Annotated in this window: 13 protein-coding genes; 12 read left to right on the forward strand and 1 reads right to left on the reverse strand. The window is 66.9% G+C overall.

Translation table 11 applies throughout. The features are described from left to right. The first annotated feature begins 1 nt into the window (after position 1). From IVB31_RS24910 to gspM, 8 genes are read left to right on the forward strand one after another with little or no spacing between them, the layout of a single operon-like run. Positions 2-1,213 carry a type II secretion system F family protein gene (locus IVB31_RS24910; protein WP_247328955.1) on the forward strand — a complete coding sequence of 404 codons (1,212 nt, stop codon included), beginning with the start codon at positions 2-4 and terminating at the stop codon, positions 1,211-1,213. Between the two features lie 25 nt (positions 1,214-1,238). Further along, on the forward strand, positions 1,239-1,694 hold the full coding sequence (gene gspG, locus IVB31_RS24915) for a type II secretion system major pseudopilin GspG (protein ID WP_247328959.1): 456 nt from the start codon (positions 1,239-1,241) through the stop codon (positions 1,692-1,694). Continuing rightward, positions 1,657-2,151, forward strand: a complete 495-nt coding sequence (locus IVB31_RS24920; protein WP_247328962.1) for a prepilin-type N-terminal cleavage/methylation domain-containing protein — start codon at positions 1,657-1,659, stop codon at positions 2,149-2,151. The genes gspG and IVB31_RS24920 overlap by 38 nt, the downstream gene beginning before the upstream one ends. Then, a complete protein-coding gene (locus tag IVB31_RS24925; protein ID WP_247328964.1) occupies positions 2,129-2,524 on the forward strand; it encodes a prepilin-type N-terminal cleavage/methylation domain-containing protein in 396 nt (131 codons plus the stop codon). Before IVB31_RS24920 ends, IVB31_RS24925 begins: the two co-directional genes overlap by 23 nt. 26 nt (positions 2,525-2,550) lie before the next feature. After that, entirely contained in the window at positions 2,551-3,255 is a 705-nt protein-coding gene (locus IVB31_RS24930; protein ID WP_247328966.1) for a general secretion pathway protein GspJ, read from the forward strand. Next, positions 3,252-4,166 (forward strand): type II secretion system protein GspK, encoded by a 915-nt coding sequence (locus IVB31_RS24935; RefSeq protein ID WP_247328968.1) that lies wholly within the window; start codon positions 3,252-3,254, stop codon positions 4,164-4,166. Before IVB31_RS24930 ends, IVB31_RS24935 begins: the two co-directional genes overlap by 4 nt. A gap of 1 nt (position 4,167) precedes the next feature. Further along, complete coding sequence (locus IVB31_RS24940; RefSeq protein WP_247328970.1) at positions 4,168-5,205, forward strand: PilN domain-containing protein; 1,038 nt, start codon at positions 4,168-4,170, stop codon at positions 5,203-5,205. After that, complete coding sequence (gene gspM / locus IVB31_RS24945; protein ID WP_247328972.1) at positions 5,202-5,783, forward strand: type II secretion system protein GspM; 582 nt, start codon at positions 5,202-5,204, stop codon at positions 5,781-5,783. The genes IVB31_RS24940 and gspM overlap by 4 nt, the downstream gene beginning before the upstream one ends. A gap of 28 nt (positions 5,784-5,811) precedes the next feature. On the opposite strand, the gene IVB31_RS24950 is transcribed toward gspM, so the two are convergent. Continuing rightward, positions 5,812-9,360: an autotransporter domain-containing protein gene (locus IVB31_RS24950; protein ID WP_247328975.1), complete on the reverse strand. Its 3,549-nt coding sequence runs from the start codon at positions 9,358-9,360 to the stop codon at positions 5,812-5,814. Positions 9,361-9,751: 391 nt separating this feature from the next. Between IVB31_RS24950 and IVB31_RS24955 the strand changes: the two genes are divergently transcribed. The 4 genes from IVB31_RS24955 to IVB31_RS24970 all read left to right on the forward strand — a co-directional run bounded on the left by IVB31_RS24955 (position 9,752) and on the right by IVB31_RS24970 (position 15,064). Next, positions 9,752-10,363 (forward strand): hypothetical protein, encoded by a 612-nt coding sequence (locus IVB31_RS24955; RefSeq protein ID WP_247328978.1) that lies wholly within the window; start codon positions 9,752-9,754, stop codon positions 10,361-10,363. A 213-nt stretch (positions 10,364-10,576) separates the two neighbouring features. After that, complete coding sequence (locus IVB31_RS24960; protein WP_247328980.1) at positions 10,577-12,130, forward strand: oligosaccharide flippase family protein; 1,554 nt, start codon at positions 10,577-10,579, stop codon at positions 12,128-12,130. A gap of 3 nt (positions 12,131-12,133) precedes the next feature. Continuing rightward, positions 12,134-13,972: an asparagine synthase (glutamine-hydrolyzing) gene (gene asnB / locus IVB31_RS24965; protein ID WP_247328982.1), complete on the forward strand. Its 1,839-nt coding sequence runs from the start codon at positions 12,134-12,136 to the stop codon at positions 13,970-13,972. A 3-nt stretch (positions 13,973-13,975) separates the two neighbouring features. Continuing rightward, a complete protein-coding gene (locus IVB31_RS24970) occupies positions 13,976-15,064 on the forward strand; it encodes a glycosyltransferase (protein WP_247328986.1) in 1,089 nt (362 codons plus the stop codon). The last annotated feature ends 5 nt before the right edge of the window (positions 15,065-15,069 follow it).

Genomic DNA, 15,069 nt, shown 5'->3' on the forward strand with positions numbered 1-15,069 from the left:
CATGCCGAATTATCGCTACCGCGCGCTCAATGCCAACGGCGAACTGGTCTCCGGCGCCATCGCCGCGCCCGCGCCCGGCGACGTCGCGCTGCGTATCGAGCGGCTTGGCCTGGTGCTGGTCGACAACGTCACGCCGGAGGAGGGTGGCGGGACCGGCAGCGTGTTGAGCCTCTTCAACAGGCCGAAGCCGGAAGACATCACCATCTTCACGCGCGATCTCGCGCTGCTGCTGCGCGCCGGCGCGCGCATCAACGACGGATTGGAGCTGCTCGCGGCCGACCCCGATTTCGGCCGGCTGCGCCCGGTCGTTGCCGACATCCGTTCGCGCGTGGTCGCGGGCGAGAGCTTTGCCGAGGCGCTGGCGCGGCACGAAGGGCTGTTTCCGCCGATGTATATCGCGCTGGTGCGGGTCGGCGAGGCCTCGGGCTCGCTGGACCAGGTTCTGGAAGTGCTGGCCGGCGAACGCGCGCGCAGCGAGGCCTTGCGGCGCCGGCTGTCGGATGCGATCCGCTACCCGCTGTTCGTGCTCGGCGCGGCCGGCTGCGTGCTGCTGTTCTTCCTCACTTTCGTGCTGCCGCAGTTCGCCAGCGTGTTGCAGGATTTCGGCGCCAAGGTCGATCCGATCGTCGGAATCTTCCTCAACATTTCGAGCTTCCTGCGCGGCAATTCCGATGCGGTGCTGGCCGGGCTTGCGGCCATCATCGCCGCAGCGTGGCTTTTGCTGCGGCAGCAGCGCGTCCGCCGCGGCCTCACCAATGCGATCACGCGGCTGCCGGCGATCCGCAACGTGATGCGCGCGTACCGCACCGCGCTGTTCTGCCGTAATCTCGGTCTGCTGCTCGGCAGCGGCGTCAATCTCACCACCACGCTGCGCATCCTGATCGACATGATGGCAACGACCGGCCCGTCCGCGGTCTGGAGCGATGCCGCCGACCGTGTCCGCCACGGCTCGAAGCTCTCGGACGCGCTCGCCGAGACCGAGGCGCTGCCAGCGATGGCGGTGCGCATGCTGCGGCTCGGCGACGAGACCGGACAATTGCCGATGCTGTCCGGACGGGTCGCCGAATTCTACGAGGTCAAGTTGCAGCGCACGCTGGACCGTGCCGTCGGCATCGCGGGACCGGCGGCGATCATCGCGATCTCGCTGGTGGTCGGCGGCCTGATCACGTCGGTGATGACGGCGCTGATGTCGGTGAGCCAGATTGTCGGTTAAGACAGGTAATGGGGAGAGGCTTGAAGTGACCAAACAACCATCCGCAAGGCGTGGCCGGCGGCGCGCAGGCCGTGGGGAGGCGGGCTTCACCCTCGTCGAGATGCTGGTCGTCATCACCATCATCGGGATGATCATGGCGCTGGTCGGCCCGCGGGTCCTGAACTATCTCAGCGAGTCCAAGGCGAAGGCGGCGAAGATCCAGATCGAGAGTTTTTCCAGCGCGCTGGATCTCTATTATCTCGATCTCGGGCGCTATCCGACCTCCAACGAGGGGCTTGCGGCGCTGACCCGCAATACCAGCCAAGCCGGCTGGAACGGGCCTTATTTGCGCGGCGGCCTGGTGCCCAGCGATCCCTGGGGACACGTCTATGTCTATCGCTCGCCAGGCGCGAGCACACCCTACGAGATCATCTCGCTCGGATCGGACGGTCAGGAAGGCGGCAGTGGAACGGCAGCCGACATTGTCAGCGGCGCGCGCTGACGGCATCCGCGATGCGCGCGGTTTCGCGCTGATCGAGATCCTGTGCGTGCTCGCGATCATCGGCCTGCTCGCGGCGATCATCCTGCCGGCGGTTCCGCGGACGACGACGCGGGCCAAGTTGGAAAGCTACGCGGTCGAGATCGCCGCGCTGCTGAAGGCCGACCGCAACGCGGCGTTGCGCCGGGAGGTCAGGGTGACGACCCAGGTGGATGCGGAGGCGCGCGCGGTCCGTTCCGGCGTCACCGGGCGGACCATCCGCCTGCCGGGCGACGTGGTCGTGCAGGCGATGCTGGCCTCGCGCTGCGCCGAACGCGCGACAGGGCGGTCGATCGATTTCTTTCCGTCGGGCATGTCGTGCGGCGGCGTGATCGCGCTGGCGCGCCCGGGCATGGGCTATGAGGTGCGCGTCAACTGGTTGACCGGAGGCATCGAGATTGTCCCGCAGAAGCTGCTCTGACGCCGCCGGCTTCACCCTGATCGAGGCGCTGGTCGCGCTCGCGATCATCGCGGTCGTGCTCGGGGCGATCGGCTCGGTCATCGCCACGACGGTGAAAGGCACGCGTGCGATCGACCAGCATCTGGCCCTCGCCGGCACGGCCGAGACCCTGCTTGCGGACCTGCCGGCGCGTTCCTTGCTGAAACCCGGCCGGCAGACCGGCGAACTGGCTGGCAGCCGCTGGCGCGTCGACGTCGCGCCGATGAACGTGGCGGGCGGCGATCCCGCCACCGACCGCTTCGTGCCGCTGGCCGTCAATCTGCGGCTGCAGCGCGCCGACGGCAGCGCGATCCAGATCACCACGGTGAAGCTGGTGCCGAGGGCTGCGCAGTGAAGGGCTTCGCAGTGAAGGGCCTGGCAATGAAGCGCTTGAGCCGCGCGCTGGCCGACGAAGCAGGCTTCACCCTGCTCGAAGTGTTGCTCGCGACGCTGCTGATGACCGTCATCCTGGCGGCGCTGGCGACCGTGACCGCGCAATGGCTGCCGAACTGGAATCGCGGCATCGCGCGCGTGCAGCGGGCCGAACGTCTCGCGACCGGCCTCGACCGCATCGTCGCCGACCTGTCGGTCGCCGAGCAGATGACGGTCAACGGCGACGCCAAGGTGCCGCTGTTCGACGGCGCCGAATTGTCGGTGACCTTCCTGCGCACGGCGCTCGGCCCGAGCGTGCGCCCAGGGCTCGAATTCGTCCGCCTGGTCGAGAAGGCCGACGCGCAGGGGCTCGCTCTGGTGCGCGAGCGCGCGCCGTTCCAGCCGATGCCGACCGACGGCCAGATCCGCTTCGTCGACCAGGTGGTGCTGATCCGCGCGCCGTTCCGCGTGAGCTTCACCTATGCCGGGCCGGATGGTCAGTGGCAGCCGACCTGGCGCGGCCAGGCGCAGCTGCCGGATCGCATTCGCATCACCGTGCGCAACAGCGCCACCGGCCAGGTCCTCTCGGTCTCAGGCGCGGTGACCCCGCACATCACGGCCCCGGCCGAATGTGCGCGGGCCAAGAATCCGGCGACCTGCGTGACGGCGCGCACCCGGCCGCAACAGGCGGACAAAGAAGAGCAGCAGCTGTGAGCGGAGCGAGGCGCGACCGTGCGAGCCTTCGTGACGGCCGCGGCTTCATCGTGGTCGTGGTGCTCTGGATGCTGGCGGCGCTGGCCGCGCTCGCGCTGATCTACATGACTTATGTCACCAACACCGCGGTCACGGTCGCCGTCAACGCCGACCGGTTGCAGGCGGACGCCCTGGTGAACGCCGGGCTCGAGCTCGCGGCCTACCGGTTGACGGCGCGAAACGAGGCCACGCGTCCGACCAGCGGCACCTTCAATGCCCGCGTCGGCGCCGGACGTGTCAGCGTTACCTTCCGGTCGGAGGCCGCGCGCGTCGATCTCAACATGGCGCCGAAGCCGATGCTCGCAGGGCTGATGCTGGCGCTCGGCGTCCCGGCGGCGGACGCGCCGGTTTATGCCGACCGGATCCTCGCCTGGCGCTCGTCGACGGAGCCCGGCCAGGACAATCCGGAGGATTCCTACTACCGCACGCTCGGCGCGTCCTATCTGCCGCGCCACGCGCCGTTTCCGCACAGCGACGAGCTCTGGCTGGTGCGCGGCATTCCGGCCGCCGTCGTGGAACGCGCGTTGCCCTTCGTCACCGTGTTCAGCAACATGCGGACCGTGAACGTGCTCGACGCCGCGCCGCAGGTGGTGGCGGCACTGCCGGGCATGACGCCCGAGAGGCTGCAACAGGTGCTGCGCGACCGCGCCGATCCCAACATCGATCCGAAATCCCTGATCGGGCTCGCCGGCAGCACCAACGCGACGGTCGAGAGCTCGAAGGCGTACCGGCTGACGGTCGCGGCCGAGGTGCCGTCGCATCGGCGGAGCTCGGCCGAGATCGTCATCCTGCTTCTCGAAAGCGGCGATGAGCCGTATCGTGTATTGTCGTGGCACAACGCCTACGACGGCTCCGCCGGAAAGTCTCTGTGAGATGAGTTCGCTCAGTTCCCTTCGCGCCATTGTCGATGCATGGACCGGCACCGTGGCCGGCACGGTCGTTGCCGGCCTGGAGCGGATGGTATCGCCGCGCGTGGTGCGGCTGGTCGAGGCCGAGAGCGGTGTGTTCGCGCTGGACGCGGCGAAGTCGGAGAACGTCCCGAAGGAAATCGCATTCGAGGACGGCAAGTTCATTGGTGCCGATCTCGCGCAGATCGTCCGCGGCAGCCGCATCGAGATCGTGCTGCGGTCGACACGTTTCCTGTTCCGTCCACTGGAGCTGCCGGCGCGCGCGGCCGATTTCCTCGACGGCATCGTGCGGGCGCAGATCGACCGGCTGACGCCCTGGAGCGCGAGTGAAGCCGTATTCGGTTGCAGCGTTCCGGTGGCGCATGGCAGCGAGAGCATCTCCACGGAGATCGCGGCGGCACCGCGCAGGCTGGCGATGAGCTATGTCGAGGCGGTGTCGCCCTTCCATCCGACCGCGATTGCGATCGTGACGGAGACGCCCGAGAACGGGCGCATCAAAGTGTTCGAGCAAAGATCGCGCGGCGCGATCGACCCGGTGCGGCTGAGCCGGATGTTGCAGGCGGTGCTGGCTCTCGCTGCGGTCGCAGCGGTGATCGGATCAGTCGCGGCAAGCTACCTGGCCGACAGCCTCAGCGGGCAGGAGAGCGAGCTCGAACGGCAGATCACCCAGCGGCGCGCCGCGCTTCGCGGCAGCGACGGCGGCGAGCGCTCGCCGCTCGCGCTGCTCGAGCGCCGCAAGTACGAGACGCCGGCGAGCGTGATCGTGCTGGAAGCGCTGAGCCGGCTGTTGCCGGACCACACCTATGTCACCGAGCTGCATCTGGCCGGCAACAAGGTCCAGATCGGCGGCATCACCCGCGATGCGCCCTCGCTGATCCCGTTGATCGAGCAGTCCCAGCATTTCACCCGCGCGACCTTCTATGCCCCGACGACGCGGAGCCCGTCCGATCCCGGCGAACGCTTCCACATCGAGGCGCAGATCGAACCGAGGAATGCGCCATGAGCATCGCCAAGGTCGCAAACGGAAATGCGGTTGGGCGGGCACTCTCCGGCTCGCCGCTGATCGCGGTCACGCTCTATCTCGCCGTCGCAGGCGGGCTGTTGCTGATGGCGGGGCTGTCGATCGCCGACGTCATCGCCCACCGCCAGGCGCTGGCGCAGACCTCCGACCTGCTCGACCAGCTGCGCGGCCGCAAGAGCGGCGCCAAGAGCGCCGCGGCTCTATCGGCCGAGCATCCCGGCACGCCGTTCCTGGAAGGGCCGACCGTGACGGTGGCGGGCGCCAATCTGTTGCAGCGGGTTGCCGCCGCGGTGAGTGATGTCGGCGGCTCGGTCCAATCCTCGCAGGTCGACGTAACAGGCGCGCAGACCAAGGACGGTTTCGTCGGCCTCGTCGTCAGCTGCGAGCTGGAGCAGCCCGCGCTCCAGAAGCTGCTCTACGATCTCGAAGCCGGCATGCCATTTCTGTTCATCGACCAGCTCGACGTCCAGGTGCCGCAGACCACGGCGCTGAGCGATGCCGGCGCCGGCCGGGTCAGGGTGATTTTGGGCGTCTCCGGCCAATGGCAGGCGGGGAAGTAGGGCTACCTCGTCAGCTCACTAAGTCGGCTCACCAAGCGTACTTGAACACGCCCTTGCCGGAATAGCTGGCGACGTTGCCGGAGAACTCGCCGTCGAAGGTGCCGGCGATCGAGAAGCCGCTCAGCCATTTCATCTCGGCGCTGGCGCTGAGAAGCGCGGAGTCGGCATCGACCCGGGCGCCGTTGACGACGAAGCTGGTGCCCGGCAGGGTCTGGAACAGCGCGGTGACCGCGCGGCCCGGATTGTAGTCGTGGGCCCAGGCGGCGCGGCCGCGCAGCGTCAGCACGCCGTTCTGCATCGCGTACGATTTGTCGGTGCGCAGGCCGAGCTCGGAGCGGGTGTCGGTCAGCGATTGCGAGGCGTAGTTCAGTGCGAACAGGCCGCCGCCATTGAGGCTGATTTCGGAGTAGTTGGGCAGGTTGACGTTCGTCACCTGCGCCGCCGCGTAAGGCGTGATGCCGAGCAGCGGCGTCGCGAAGCGGTAGCCGCCCTCGAAGCGGGCCGAGAAGGTGTCGGCCTTGAAGCGGCCCTGCAGCTGGTCAAAGCCGACCGGCGCCACGGTGCGTCTGGTGGTGACGTCGTGCCAGCCATAGGCGAGCGCGGCCGAGATATAGGCCGGGCCGAAATTGTGCCGGCCATAGACGCCGGCCTGGAACAGATCGGCCGAGCCCGAGCCCATCGCGTTGGCGAGCGAGTAGCTCAGTCCACCGCCACCGAGCGCGAAGCCGACCAGCGTGTCCACCGAGATCCTGTAGTCGGCGCCGGCCGCGCCGCCCCAGACGCTTGCGGTCAGGTCCTGCGAGCCGACCAGCGCATTGCCGCCGACATTGGCAGCGCCGCCATAACCGGCCGCCCAGACGCTCCAGCGGTTGGCCGGCTGCGAGGAGAGCAGCGGCGCCTTGGTCGCCATCGCATAGGCCTCGCGCTCGCGTGCGTTGGCCGGGCGCATGGACGCATAGGCGGCCGCGTCGTCGCTCTCGGCGAATTGCGCGACGCTGCCCGCCTTGGCGAAGCCGCCCGAGCGTCCGATGACGGTCGGGTCGAGCATCAAGTTCAGGAACTGGCCGTCGGCGTTGATCGCCGACTGGATGATGCCGGTGCCGAGCTCGCCCGAGGCGGTCGTCAGCCCCGCCGGCGACAGCGCGGCAAAGGCTGCGGGAATGCCGCCGGTGGTGTTGAAGAAGTTGGTCAGCGTGTTCGCGACGTTCTGCTGGTTGACGTTGAGGCCGCCCGCCTGCGCGAAATTGACGTTGACGTTGAGGAACACGTTGTTGGGGTCGTAGCTCAGCGTGGCGTTGATCGTCGGCATGTTGGAGACGACGGCTGCGTTGAAGGTGGTGGCGCCGAGACCGCCGGCCGCAGACAGGATCGTGTACTGCTTCTTGACCGTACCCGAGGTGAACATCGCGCTCACGGTCGCGTTGCCGAGCGTGGCTGCGCCGGTGACATTGGTGAGGCTGGCATTGGTCGGGGAGACCTGCACCAGATAGGTCGAGGCGGCGGTGAAGGTCAGGGGTCCGTTGACCGTCAGCGGGCCGAACGGCGTCGCCGTGCTGCCCGGGGCGAGCGTACCGCCATTGACCGCGACGCCGGCGACCGTGCCGCTGCCGGCGAGCGTGCCGCCGGTGTTGACCGTGGTCGCGCTCACGATCGAGCCGTCGACCACCAGCGTGCCGCCGTTCACGTTGGTGGCGCCGGTATAGGTGTTGGCGCCGGTCAGTGTCTGCCTGCCGCCGGTCACCGTCAGGCCGCCGCCCGCGCCTGCATCGTCGATGACGCCGGCAAAGGTGTCGTTGGCGGCGGTGATGGTCAGCGTCTTGGTGCCGAGATTGACCAAGCCGGAACCGGACAGCGATTTGATCGACGTGCCGGTACTGAACAGGAGATTCGTAATGTCGAAGGTGCCGTTTGCGATGACCTTGCTGGACGTCGCAATGCTACCATCGCCGCCACCGACGGAAGAAAGATCGAGTTCGCCGCCGGTGTCGATTGTGGTGGTGCCAGTATAGGTGTTGATGCCGGCGAGCTGCTGCAAGGTGCCATTGGCGATGACGAGATTGCCGCCGGTGCCGCCGCCGATACCGCCGTCCTGGATCACGCCGGCAAACACGTTGCCGTTCGTGATCGTCAGCGTCTTCGATCCCAGCGCCACGGTGCCCAGGAAGAGCGAATACAGGCCGCCGACGGACGTTCCGCTGGTCGTCTGCGAGATATCGAGCGTGCCCCCGCTGTTGAATGCGACATAGGCCGAGCCCGCGATCGATCCGCTGCCCTTCAGTGCCAGCGTGGCACCCGAATCGATCTGGGTCGCGTTGGTGTAGGTGTTCACGCCCGAGAGCGTTTGCGTCCCTCCGAAAACCTCAAACCCGCCCGTTCCCTGGATCACGCCCGCGAATTCGGTCGAGCCGTTGGTGATCACGAGCCCGTTGCCGCCCATGCTGACGACGCCGGAGGAATTGCCGGCGAGCGTCGTGATAGCGTTGAACGAGACAGCGGATGCCGAGATGTCGAGCGTCGCATCGACCGTCACGACGCTGGACGAAGAGATGCTGCCGAAGCCCGAAATCGCCAGCGTGCCCGCCGAAATCGTCGTCGCGCCCGTATAGGTATTGGTGCCGGTCAGCGTCATCGTGCCGGTGCCGACCTTGGTGAGCCCGCCGCCATTGCCCGAGATCACGCCGTCGACCTGGGTCGAGGTGTTGAGGCTGCCGGTGGTGAGCGTGTTGGCGCCGAGAATATAATTGCCCGCGCCTTCGATCGAGCCGGCCGTCATCCCGCCGCTCGTCAGGCCGGAAATATCGACCGTGCCTCCGGCATTGTTGATGAATCGCGCGCTGCCGCCAGTGCTGGAGGCGTCGAAGGTCACCGTTCCGTCGTTGGTGATGGTCGACGTGGCGGCGGTTGTGTTGTTGTGGAAGTTGAGCGTCGCCGATGCCAGGTTGTTGATCGTGGCGCTGCCTGCGGAAGCGCTGGTGAAGAAATCAATCTGGCCGTTGGCGTTGTTGGTGATCAGGGCGCTGCCGGCAGTGCTGGAATCCTCGAACGTGACGAAGCTGTTGTTGACGAGGCTCGCCGTTCCCGCGGTGCTGTTCTGGAGGAAGTTGACGGTGCCGCCGAGATCATTCGTGATGGTCACGGCCCCGGCGCCGGTGCCGCCGCGCGCGGTACTGCTGTTCTGGAACACCAGATTGTTGCCGGAGGTGACTTCGAAATTCTGCGCATTGCCGGAATCGTTGATGATACCCGTCCCGTTGATGATGAACGGGTTGCCGATCGTGACCGAGTAGGCCTGCGCGATGCTCGTGAAGTTGATCGTGCCGATGACGACGACGCCGTTGTTGTTGTCGACGGCCGTGCTGCCGGTGTTCGTGAAGGTCGCGGTTACGTCCGGCACAATCGGGTTGGACGACCAGTTCGTGCCGTCCGTCCAGTCGCTGGTGCCGACCCAGGTGCCGCTCGCGGCGTGGGCGGCGACGACGCCGAGCGCTGTTGTCGCCAGCAGGGTCGTCAGGAAGTGGCGCAGGACCGATCGCAGCCCGTATCCGTTCCGCCCACCAGCCTTTGTCGGTCCAGCCATCAGGTCTTCTCAAATCAGCAAAGAAATCGTCGCAAACGGGTAACGGAGGCGCGTGGCAAGGCCCGGCGCTTTCGCCATGATCTCATAGCGTTGCAGCGTGCCGCAATGAACGGATATCCATCTGCGTCGGGTTCCGCCCTGTTCCGCCTTGCATTTTCGACCATCGTGGCCCTCGGGCAACATATTCATGCATTGCAACATCTGCGGAGCAAATGGCTCTCGGTTCGGCAGCACGCTTTAGGTTGATGGCGCTGACGATCGGAACTAGTTTGGCGCGGACGCCTCGCCGTCTTTTCGTGCGAACGGTGGTCGCAGGGGAATGTCGATGTCCGGGTGGTTGAGGCCGACAGGACTGGCCGTATTGTGCGTGGTTCTGGGCCCCGCCGGGACCATGGCCGCCACCTCATCGCGCATCGATGTCCTGTCCGACGATGCTGCGGGCAGCCCCGCCGACAGTGTCGATGTCGGAACGATGCGCCCGATCGCGCGGCCACCGCAGCCGGCTCCGACCAAGCCCGCTCCTCGCGGCAATCCGCTGTGGTCGGTGCCACTCTCGGCCCTGACCGCGACCCAGGAGCGCCCGATCTTCTCGGCCATGCGCCGGCCGCCGCCGCGCGCGGTCGCGGCATCGCCGGTCGAGGATATCTCCGCACCGCCCCCCAAGCCGGTCGAGGCCCCGCCGCCGCTGTTGCTGGTCGGGGCCGTGGTGGGCGAGGGCGATGCCATCGCGATTCTCGTCAACCGCACCGATCAGAAGGTCGTGCGCCTGCGGCAGGGCGAATCGCTCGGCGGCTGGTCGCTGACCTCCGTGCAGCCGCGCGAGGTGACCTTCAAGCAGGGCGAGCGCAGCGAGGTGCTGGCGCTCCAGCGGCCGGACGCAGCTGCTCCCGCGGGCCCGCCCGCGGATGCCGGCGGAAGGCCGACGACGCCGGGCCTGACCGACCCGTCCTCGCCTTTCGTGCCGCGCTCGACGCCCAAGAACGGCGAGTCGGATGGGCTCTGAGCGTGCTTTTCCGGGATCGGGCCGCACACATCCGTGATCTGTCCGGAAAGCCTCCGGACGAGCCCGAAAGAACGGTCGAACCGTGCCGGCTGCGGCCGCCGCCGGCTATCGACATTCCGTGAACCGACTGCTAGCCCGAATTCGCGCTGCCTTGGGGGGAACCCTGACCGGCGCGGGGCAAAGGCTTGTTGAGGTGATGGCCGGGTGGCTGGCATGAGGTTGAGAAAAACACCGCCCGATCTGCTGGGGAATTCTGCGTGGAATGCGACGGCCTTCCTGGTGGCCGTGGTGCTGAACCTGGCCATCCTGCCTTTCGTGATCGCTCACCTCGGCCTCGCTGCGTTCGGCGTCGCAGGTCTTGTCACCGCATGCATTGCGCCGGCACTGGTGTTCAGCAACGCGCTCGGACTGTCGACGGCACGCGAGCTGGCACAGCGGCTGGAGCCGTCCGACCGCGACGATGCGCGACGCCTGTTCGCGACCGCGGTCATGCTCGCGGTCGGCGCGGGTGGCCCGATCGCCATTTTCCTTCTGGTTGCCGGGGCTCCGCTTGCGCGTCTCGGATTTCATCTGTTGGGTCCCGCCGCCGACGATCTCGCGCTGGCCTTCGCGCTGGCCGGTATGGGCTGGCTGTGCCAGTGTGTATCGGCCGTCTTCGTTTCGTTGTTCACCGCGCGACAGGACTATCGCCGGATCGCCTCGATCGGCATCGTCAGCACCGTGGTCTCGACTCTTTCGATGCTCCTCCTGATCCCCGCCGCGCCCTACGCATCGACCTTCCTGGGTTGCCAGGCGCTGGGATTGGCGATCGGCCTGCTGCTGGCACTGGCCTGGTGTAGCGGCCAGATGCGCAAGTGGCTGGCGCCTCCGGCATTGCATCGCGAGGCGCTCGGCAAGCTGGTTCGGATGGGCGGATGGCAAGTTGCCGCACAGGGCGGTGCGCTGCTTGCGGGGCAGGCCGATCGATATCTGCTCGGCGCGCTGCTCCAGCCGCAGTTCGTCGGTTTCTACGGCGTTGCGCAGCGCCTGCAGGAGGCGACCTATATCGGTATCCTGAAGGTCGGCGAGATCCTGTTTCCCTTCTTCAGCACGCTGCAAGGGGAGAGCGAGGATCGCAAGGTCGATCTGCTGTTCCGATCGTCGTGGGTTCTCAACGTCCTGGCCGCAAGTGCTCTTGGCGGATTGATCCCCGTGGCTGGACCGCTGCTGCATGTCTGGACCGGCGCCGAGGTCGCAGCAGAGGCTGCGCGGGTCCTCGTCGTGCTGTCGATTGCCGGAATCCTCGGATCGAGCGCGAATGTCTTCGGCTTCTACTTGCTGGCGCACGGGCGGTCACGCTCCAACGCGCGGATCGCCTTGATCACGGGGGTCGTCACGCTCGTGACCAGCGCGATCGCATTGCCACGCTTCGGATGGGAGGCCGCGGGCTGGAGCGCATGCGCCGGCATGATCGCGCAGATGGCGGCCATTGTCTTGCTGTTGCGCCGTAGTTTTGACCTCGCCGGCATGTGGTCGCGTATCGTGCATTGCGTGCTGATGCCGCTTGGCATCGGGATCGTGACGGCGCTGGCGGTGCGCTGGGGTCTCGACCACGCGCCATTCCAGCTTGCGCCGTCCTGGTGGTCGGTGGGAGCTGTCTCGTCGCTGACGGCAGCGATCATCTTCGTGATCGCGGTTGCCGCCTCGCAATTGGGTCCGTATCGAAGGGCCTGCTGGCAGGATATTCGTTCGATCGTCAGTCGCTTCTTGCCCGTCAAGGCTGTCTAGGACATGTGCGGAATCGCAGGTATCGTTAATCTGGGTGGCAATGCGGTCGAAGCGGCCGAGATCTCGCGGCTGACGAGCCTGGTCGCGCATCGCGGTCCGTTCGGCGAGGGGACCTGGTTCAGCGCGGACCGGAGCCTCGCATTCGGCCACCGTCGGCTGGCGATCATCGATCCCGGCGAGGGCGGTTATCAGCCCATGGTGTCCGCGGACGGCCGCCACGTGATCGTGTTCAATGGCGAGATCTACAACTTCCTCGAGCTTCGCCGCGAACTCGAGGCCCAGGGCGCGGTGTTCCGCAGCCAATCCGATACCGAAGTGATCCTGGCCGCCTGGCAGGCCTGGCGGGAAGACATGCTGCCCCGCTTCAACGGCATGTGGGCCTTGGCGATCTACGACACCGGCACCCGCGAACTGTTTCTTGCGCGCGACCGCTTCGGCATCAAGCCGCTGCTCTATGCCGCGTCGCCGGAACGATTCATCTTCGCGTCCGAGCAGCGGGCGCTGGTGCGCAGCGGACTGATCGATGCGTCCGTCGACGTGGAGGTCGCACGCCGGTTGCTGCTCGATGCCTTCGGCATCGAAGGAAGCGAGCGGACCCTGTTCCGGCAGGTTCGCCGCCTGCAGGGCGGCCACTGCATGTGGCTTCGCCAGGGCAAGGTCAGCGTCAGGCGTTGGTGGCGGACAGTGGATCATCTGCCACCCGTGCCGGCCACCGAAGCCGAACGCGTCGCGCGCTTTCGCGAGCTGTTCCAGGATGCCGTGGCCCTGCGCATGCGCAGCGATGTGCCGATCGGAACGTGCCTGTCCGGAGGCTTCGATTCGTCGGCGGTGATTTGCGCCATGGCGGCGCACGAGAAGGCAGGCATGGGGCCGCGCGACAGCGCCGCATGGCGTCACGCCTTTGTTGCCGCGTTCCCCGGCGCCTCCAACGACGAGCGGCCGATGGCCGAGGAGGCGGCCGCCTGGGCCAACGTCGCGCCTTCTTTTCTGGAAATCGGACAGGCCGATGCGCTGACGGACCTCGATCAGATTCTCGACGATCTCGATGACGTCTACATCGCGTTGCCCAGCGCCATATGGCTGCTCTATCGGCAATTGACGCGAAACAACGTGACGGTGTCACTCGACGGCCACGGGGCCGACGAGTTGATGGGCGCCTATCTGCAGGAAGGACAAGCGCGCGCATTTCGAATACGGAACGCGGCTGAAGACCTCGCTTCACGTTCGAAGCTGGCCCGGCGCGGCGTGGATGTCCTGCGTGCGTTGGCGCTCAAGCGGAAGGGCGTGTATTTTCTGCGCGGCGGCCTGCGCGATCTTCCCGCCCCGCTGCCGTTGACGGCGGAGGACGATGTGCTGCCGCGTGAATGGGGTGGCCTGAACAAGCGCCTCTATCGCATGTTTCACAGCACGGTGCTGCCCACCATCCTGCGCAACTTCGACCGCTTATCGATGGCGCACGGCGTCGAAGTCCGCATGCCGTTTATGGATTGGCGCCTGGTGACCTACACGATGGCGCTTCCTGAAAGCAGCAAGTCGGCAGACGGCTATACCAAGGCTGTTGCCCGGCGGGCGATGGCCAATTTGATGCCCGAGTCCATCCGCACCGCGCGCCGCAAGGTCGGCTTCAATTCGCCGATGCCGGAATGGTTGAACGGACCGCTGGCGCGCTGGACCGCCGACCTGCTCGACAGGAACGTGCCGGCGTTTGCGGAACTGGTGGATGAAGCGGCCCTGCGCGCGGCGGTCAGCCGCTTGACGGCGTCGAAGTCCTGGGATTGGGAGTCGGTCGGGCGGATCTGGCCGTATCTGAACATGAAATGGATGTTGGCGAGGTACGCGTAAACGATGCGTCTGTTCCAGAATAGCGCCCTGTATCCGTCTTATCTGCCGCGGTTGAACCAGCTCGCGGCGAACACGCAAAGCTTCGCGGACCGGCGGCGCGTGTTTCTGGACGACCGTTTCGGCGCGTCGCATTTCCTTCAACCGGTACTCGGCGGATCGCCGGAGGCCTTCTTCACCAATGGGGACGACGAGGTCCTGCAGCGCCGCTGGGCGCGCGAGCAGGGCATGTCGGGCGAGCCGACGCTCGAGGCCATCCTGCTCGCGCAGATCGAGCACCACGCCACCGAGGTGTTCTACAATCTCGATCCGGTGCGGTACCCGAGCGCATTCGTTGCCAAGCTGCCGGGCTGCGTCAAGAAGGCGCTCTGCTGGCGTGCCGCGCCGTCGGGACATGCCGATTTCACGGCCTATGCCGCCGTGCTCGGAAATGCTCCGTCGATCCTCGATATCTGGCGCCGCAACGGATGCCGGGTCGAAACATTCTTTCCCGCGCATGATCCGGTGATGGACGAGTATGGCCACGGCGAGCGTACCGTCGACGTCGCCTTCGCCGGCGGTTACTCGCGACACCATCGCGCGCGCGCGCGGACGCTGGAGCAGGTCGCACAGCTCGCCGACAGCCGCAATGTCGTGCTTTGTCTCGATGCATCGCGCCTGACCAGGCTCGCGGAGAGCACGATCGGGCGATTGCTGCCGCTGCGACGGCACCGGCGCCCCGATGCCATCGCCGCCGTTGCCCGGCCCCCGGTGTTCGGCAGAGCCCTCTACGAACTGATTGGCTCGTCGAAGATCGTGTTCAACGGCGCGATCGACATGGCCGGCACCGATCGCGGCAACATGCGTTGCTTCGAGGCGATGGGATGCGGCGCACTGCTTGTCTCCGACGCCGGCAGCTATCCGGCCGGGATGCAGGAAGGCGTGACCATCGAGACCTACGGTACCTCGGAACAGGCCGTCGAGGTCATTTCACGTTGTCTGCAAGACTGGCCCAGATCGGCGGAGATCGCCGCGCTGGGTCGGGCCCGCATCCGGGAGATCTACAGCAAGGACGTGCAATGGAAGCAGTTCGGCGACCTCGTCGGACGGGTTTAGCCGTG

The organism is Bradyrhizobium sp. 21 (assembly GCF_023073335.1).
Classification (GTDB): domain Bacteria; phylum Pseudomonadota; class Alphaproteobacteria; order Rhizobiales; family Xanthobacteraceae; genus Bradyrhizobium.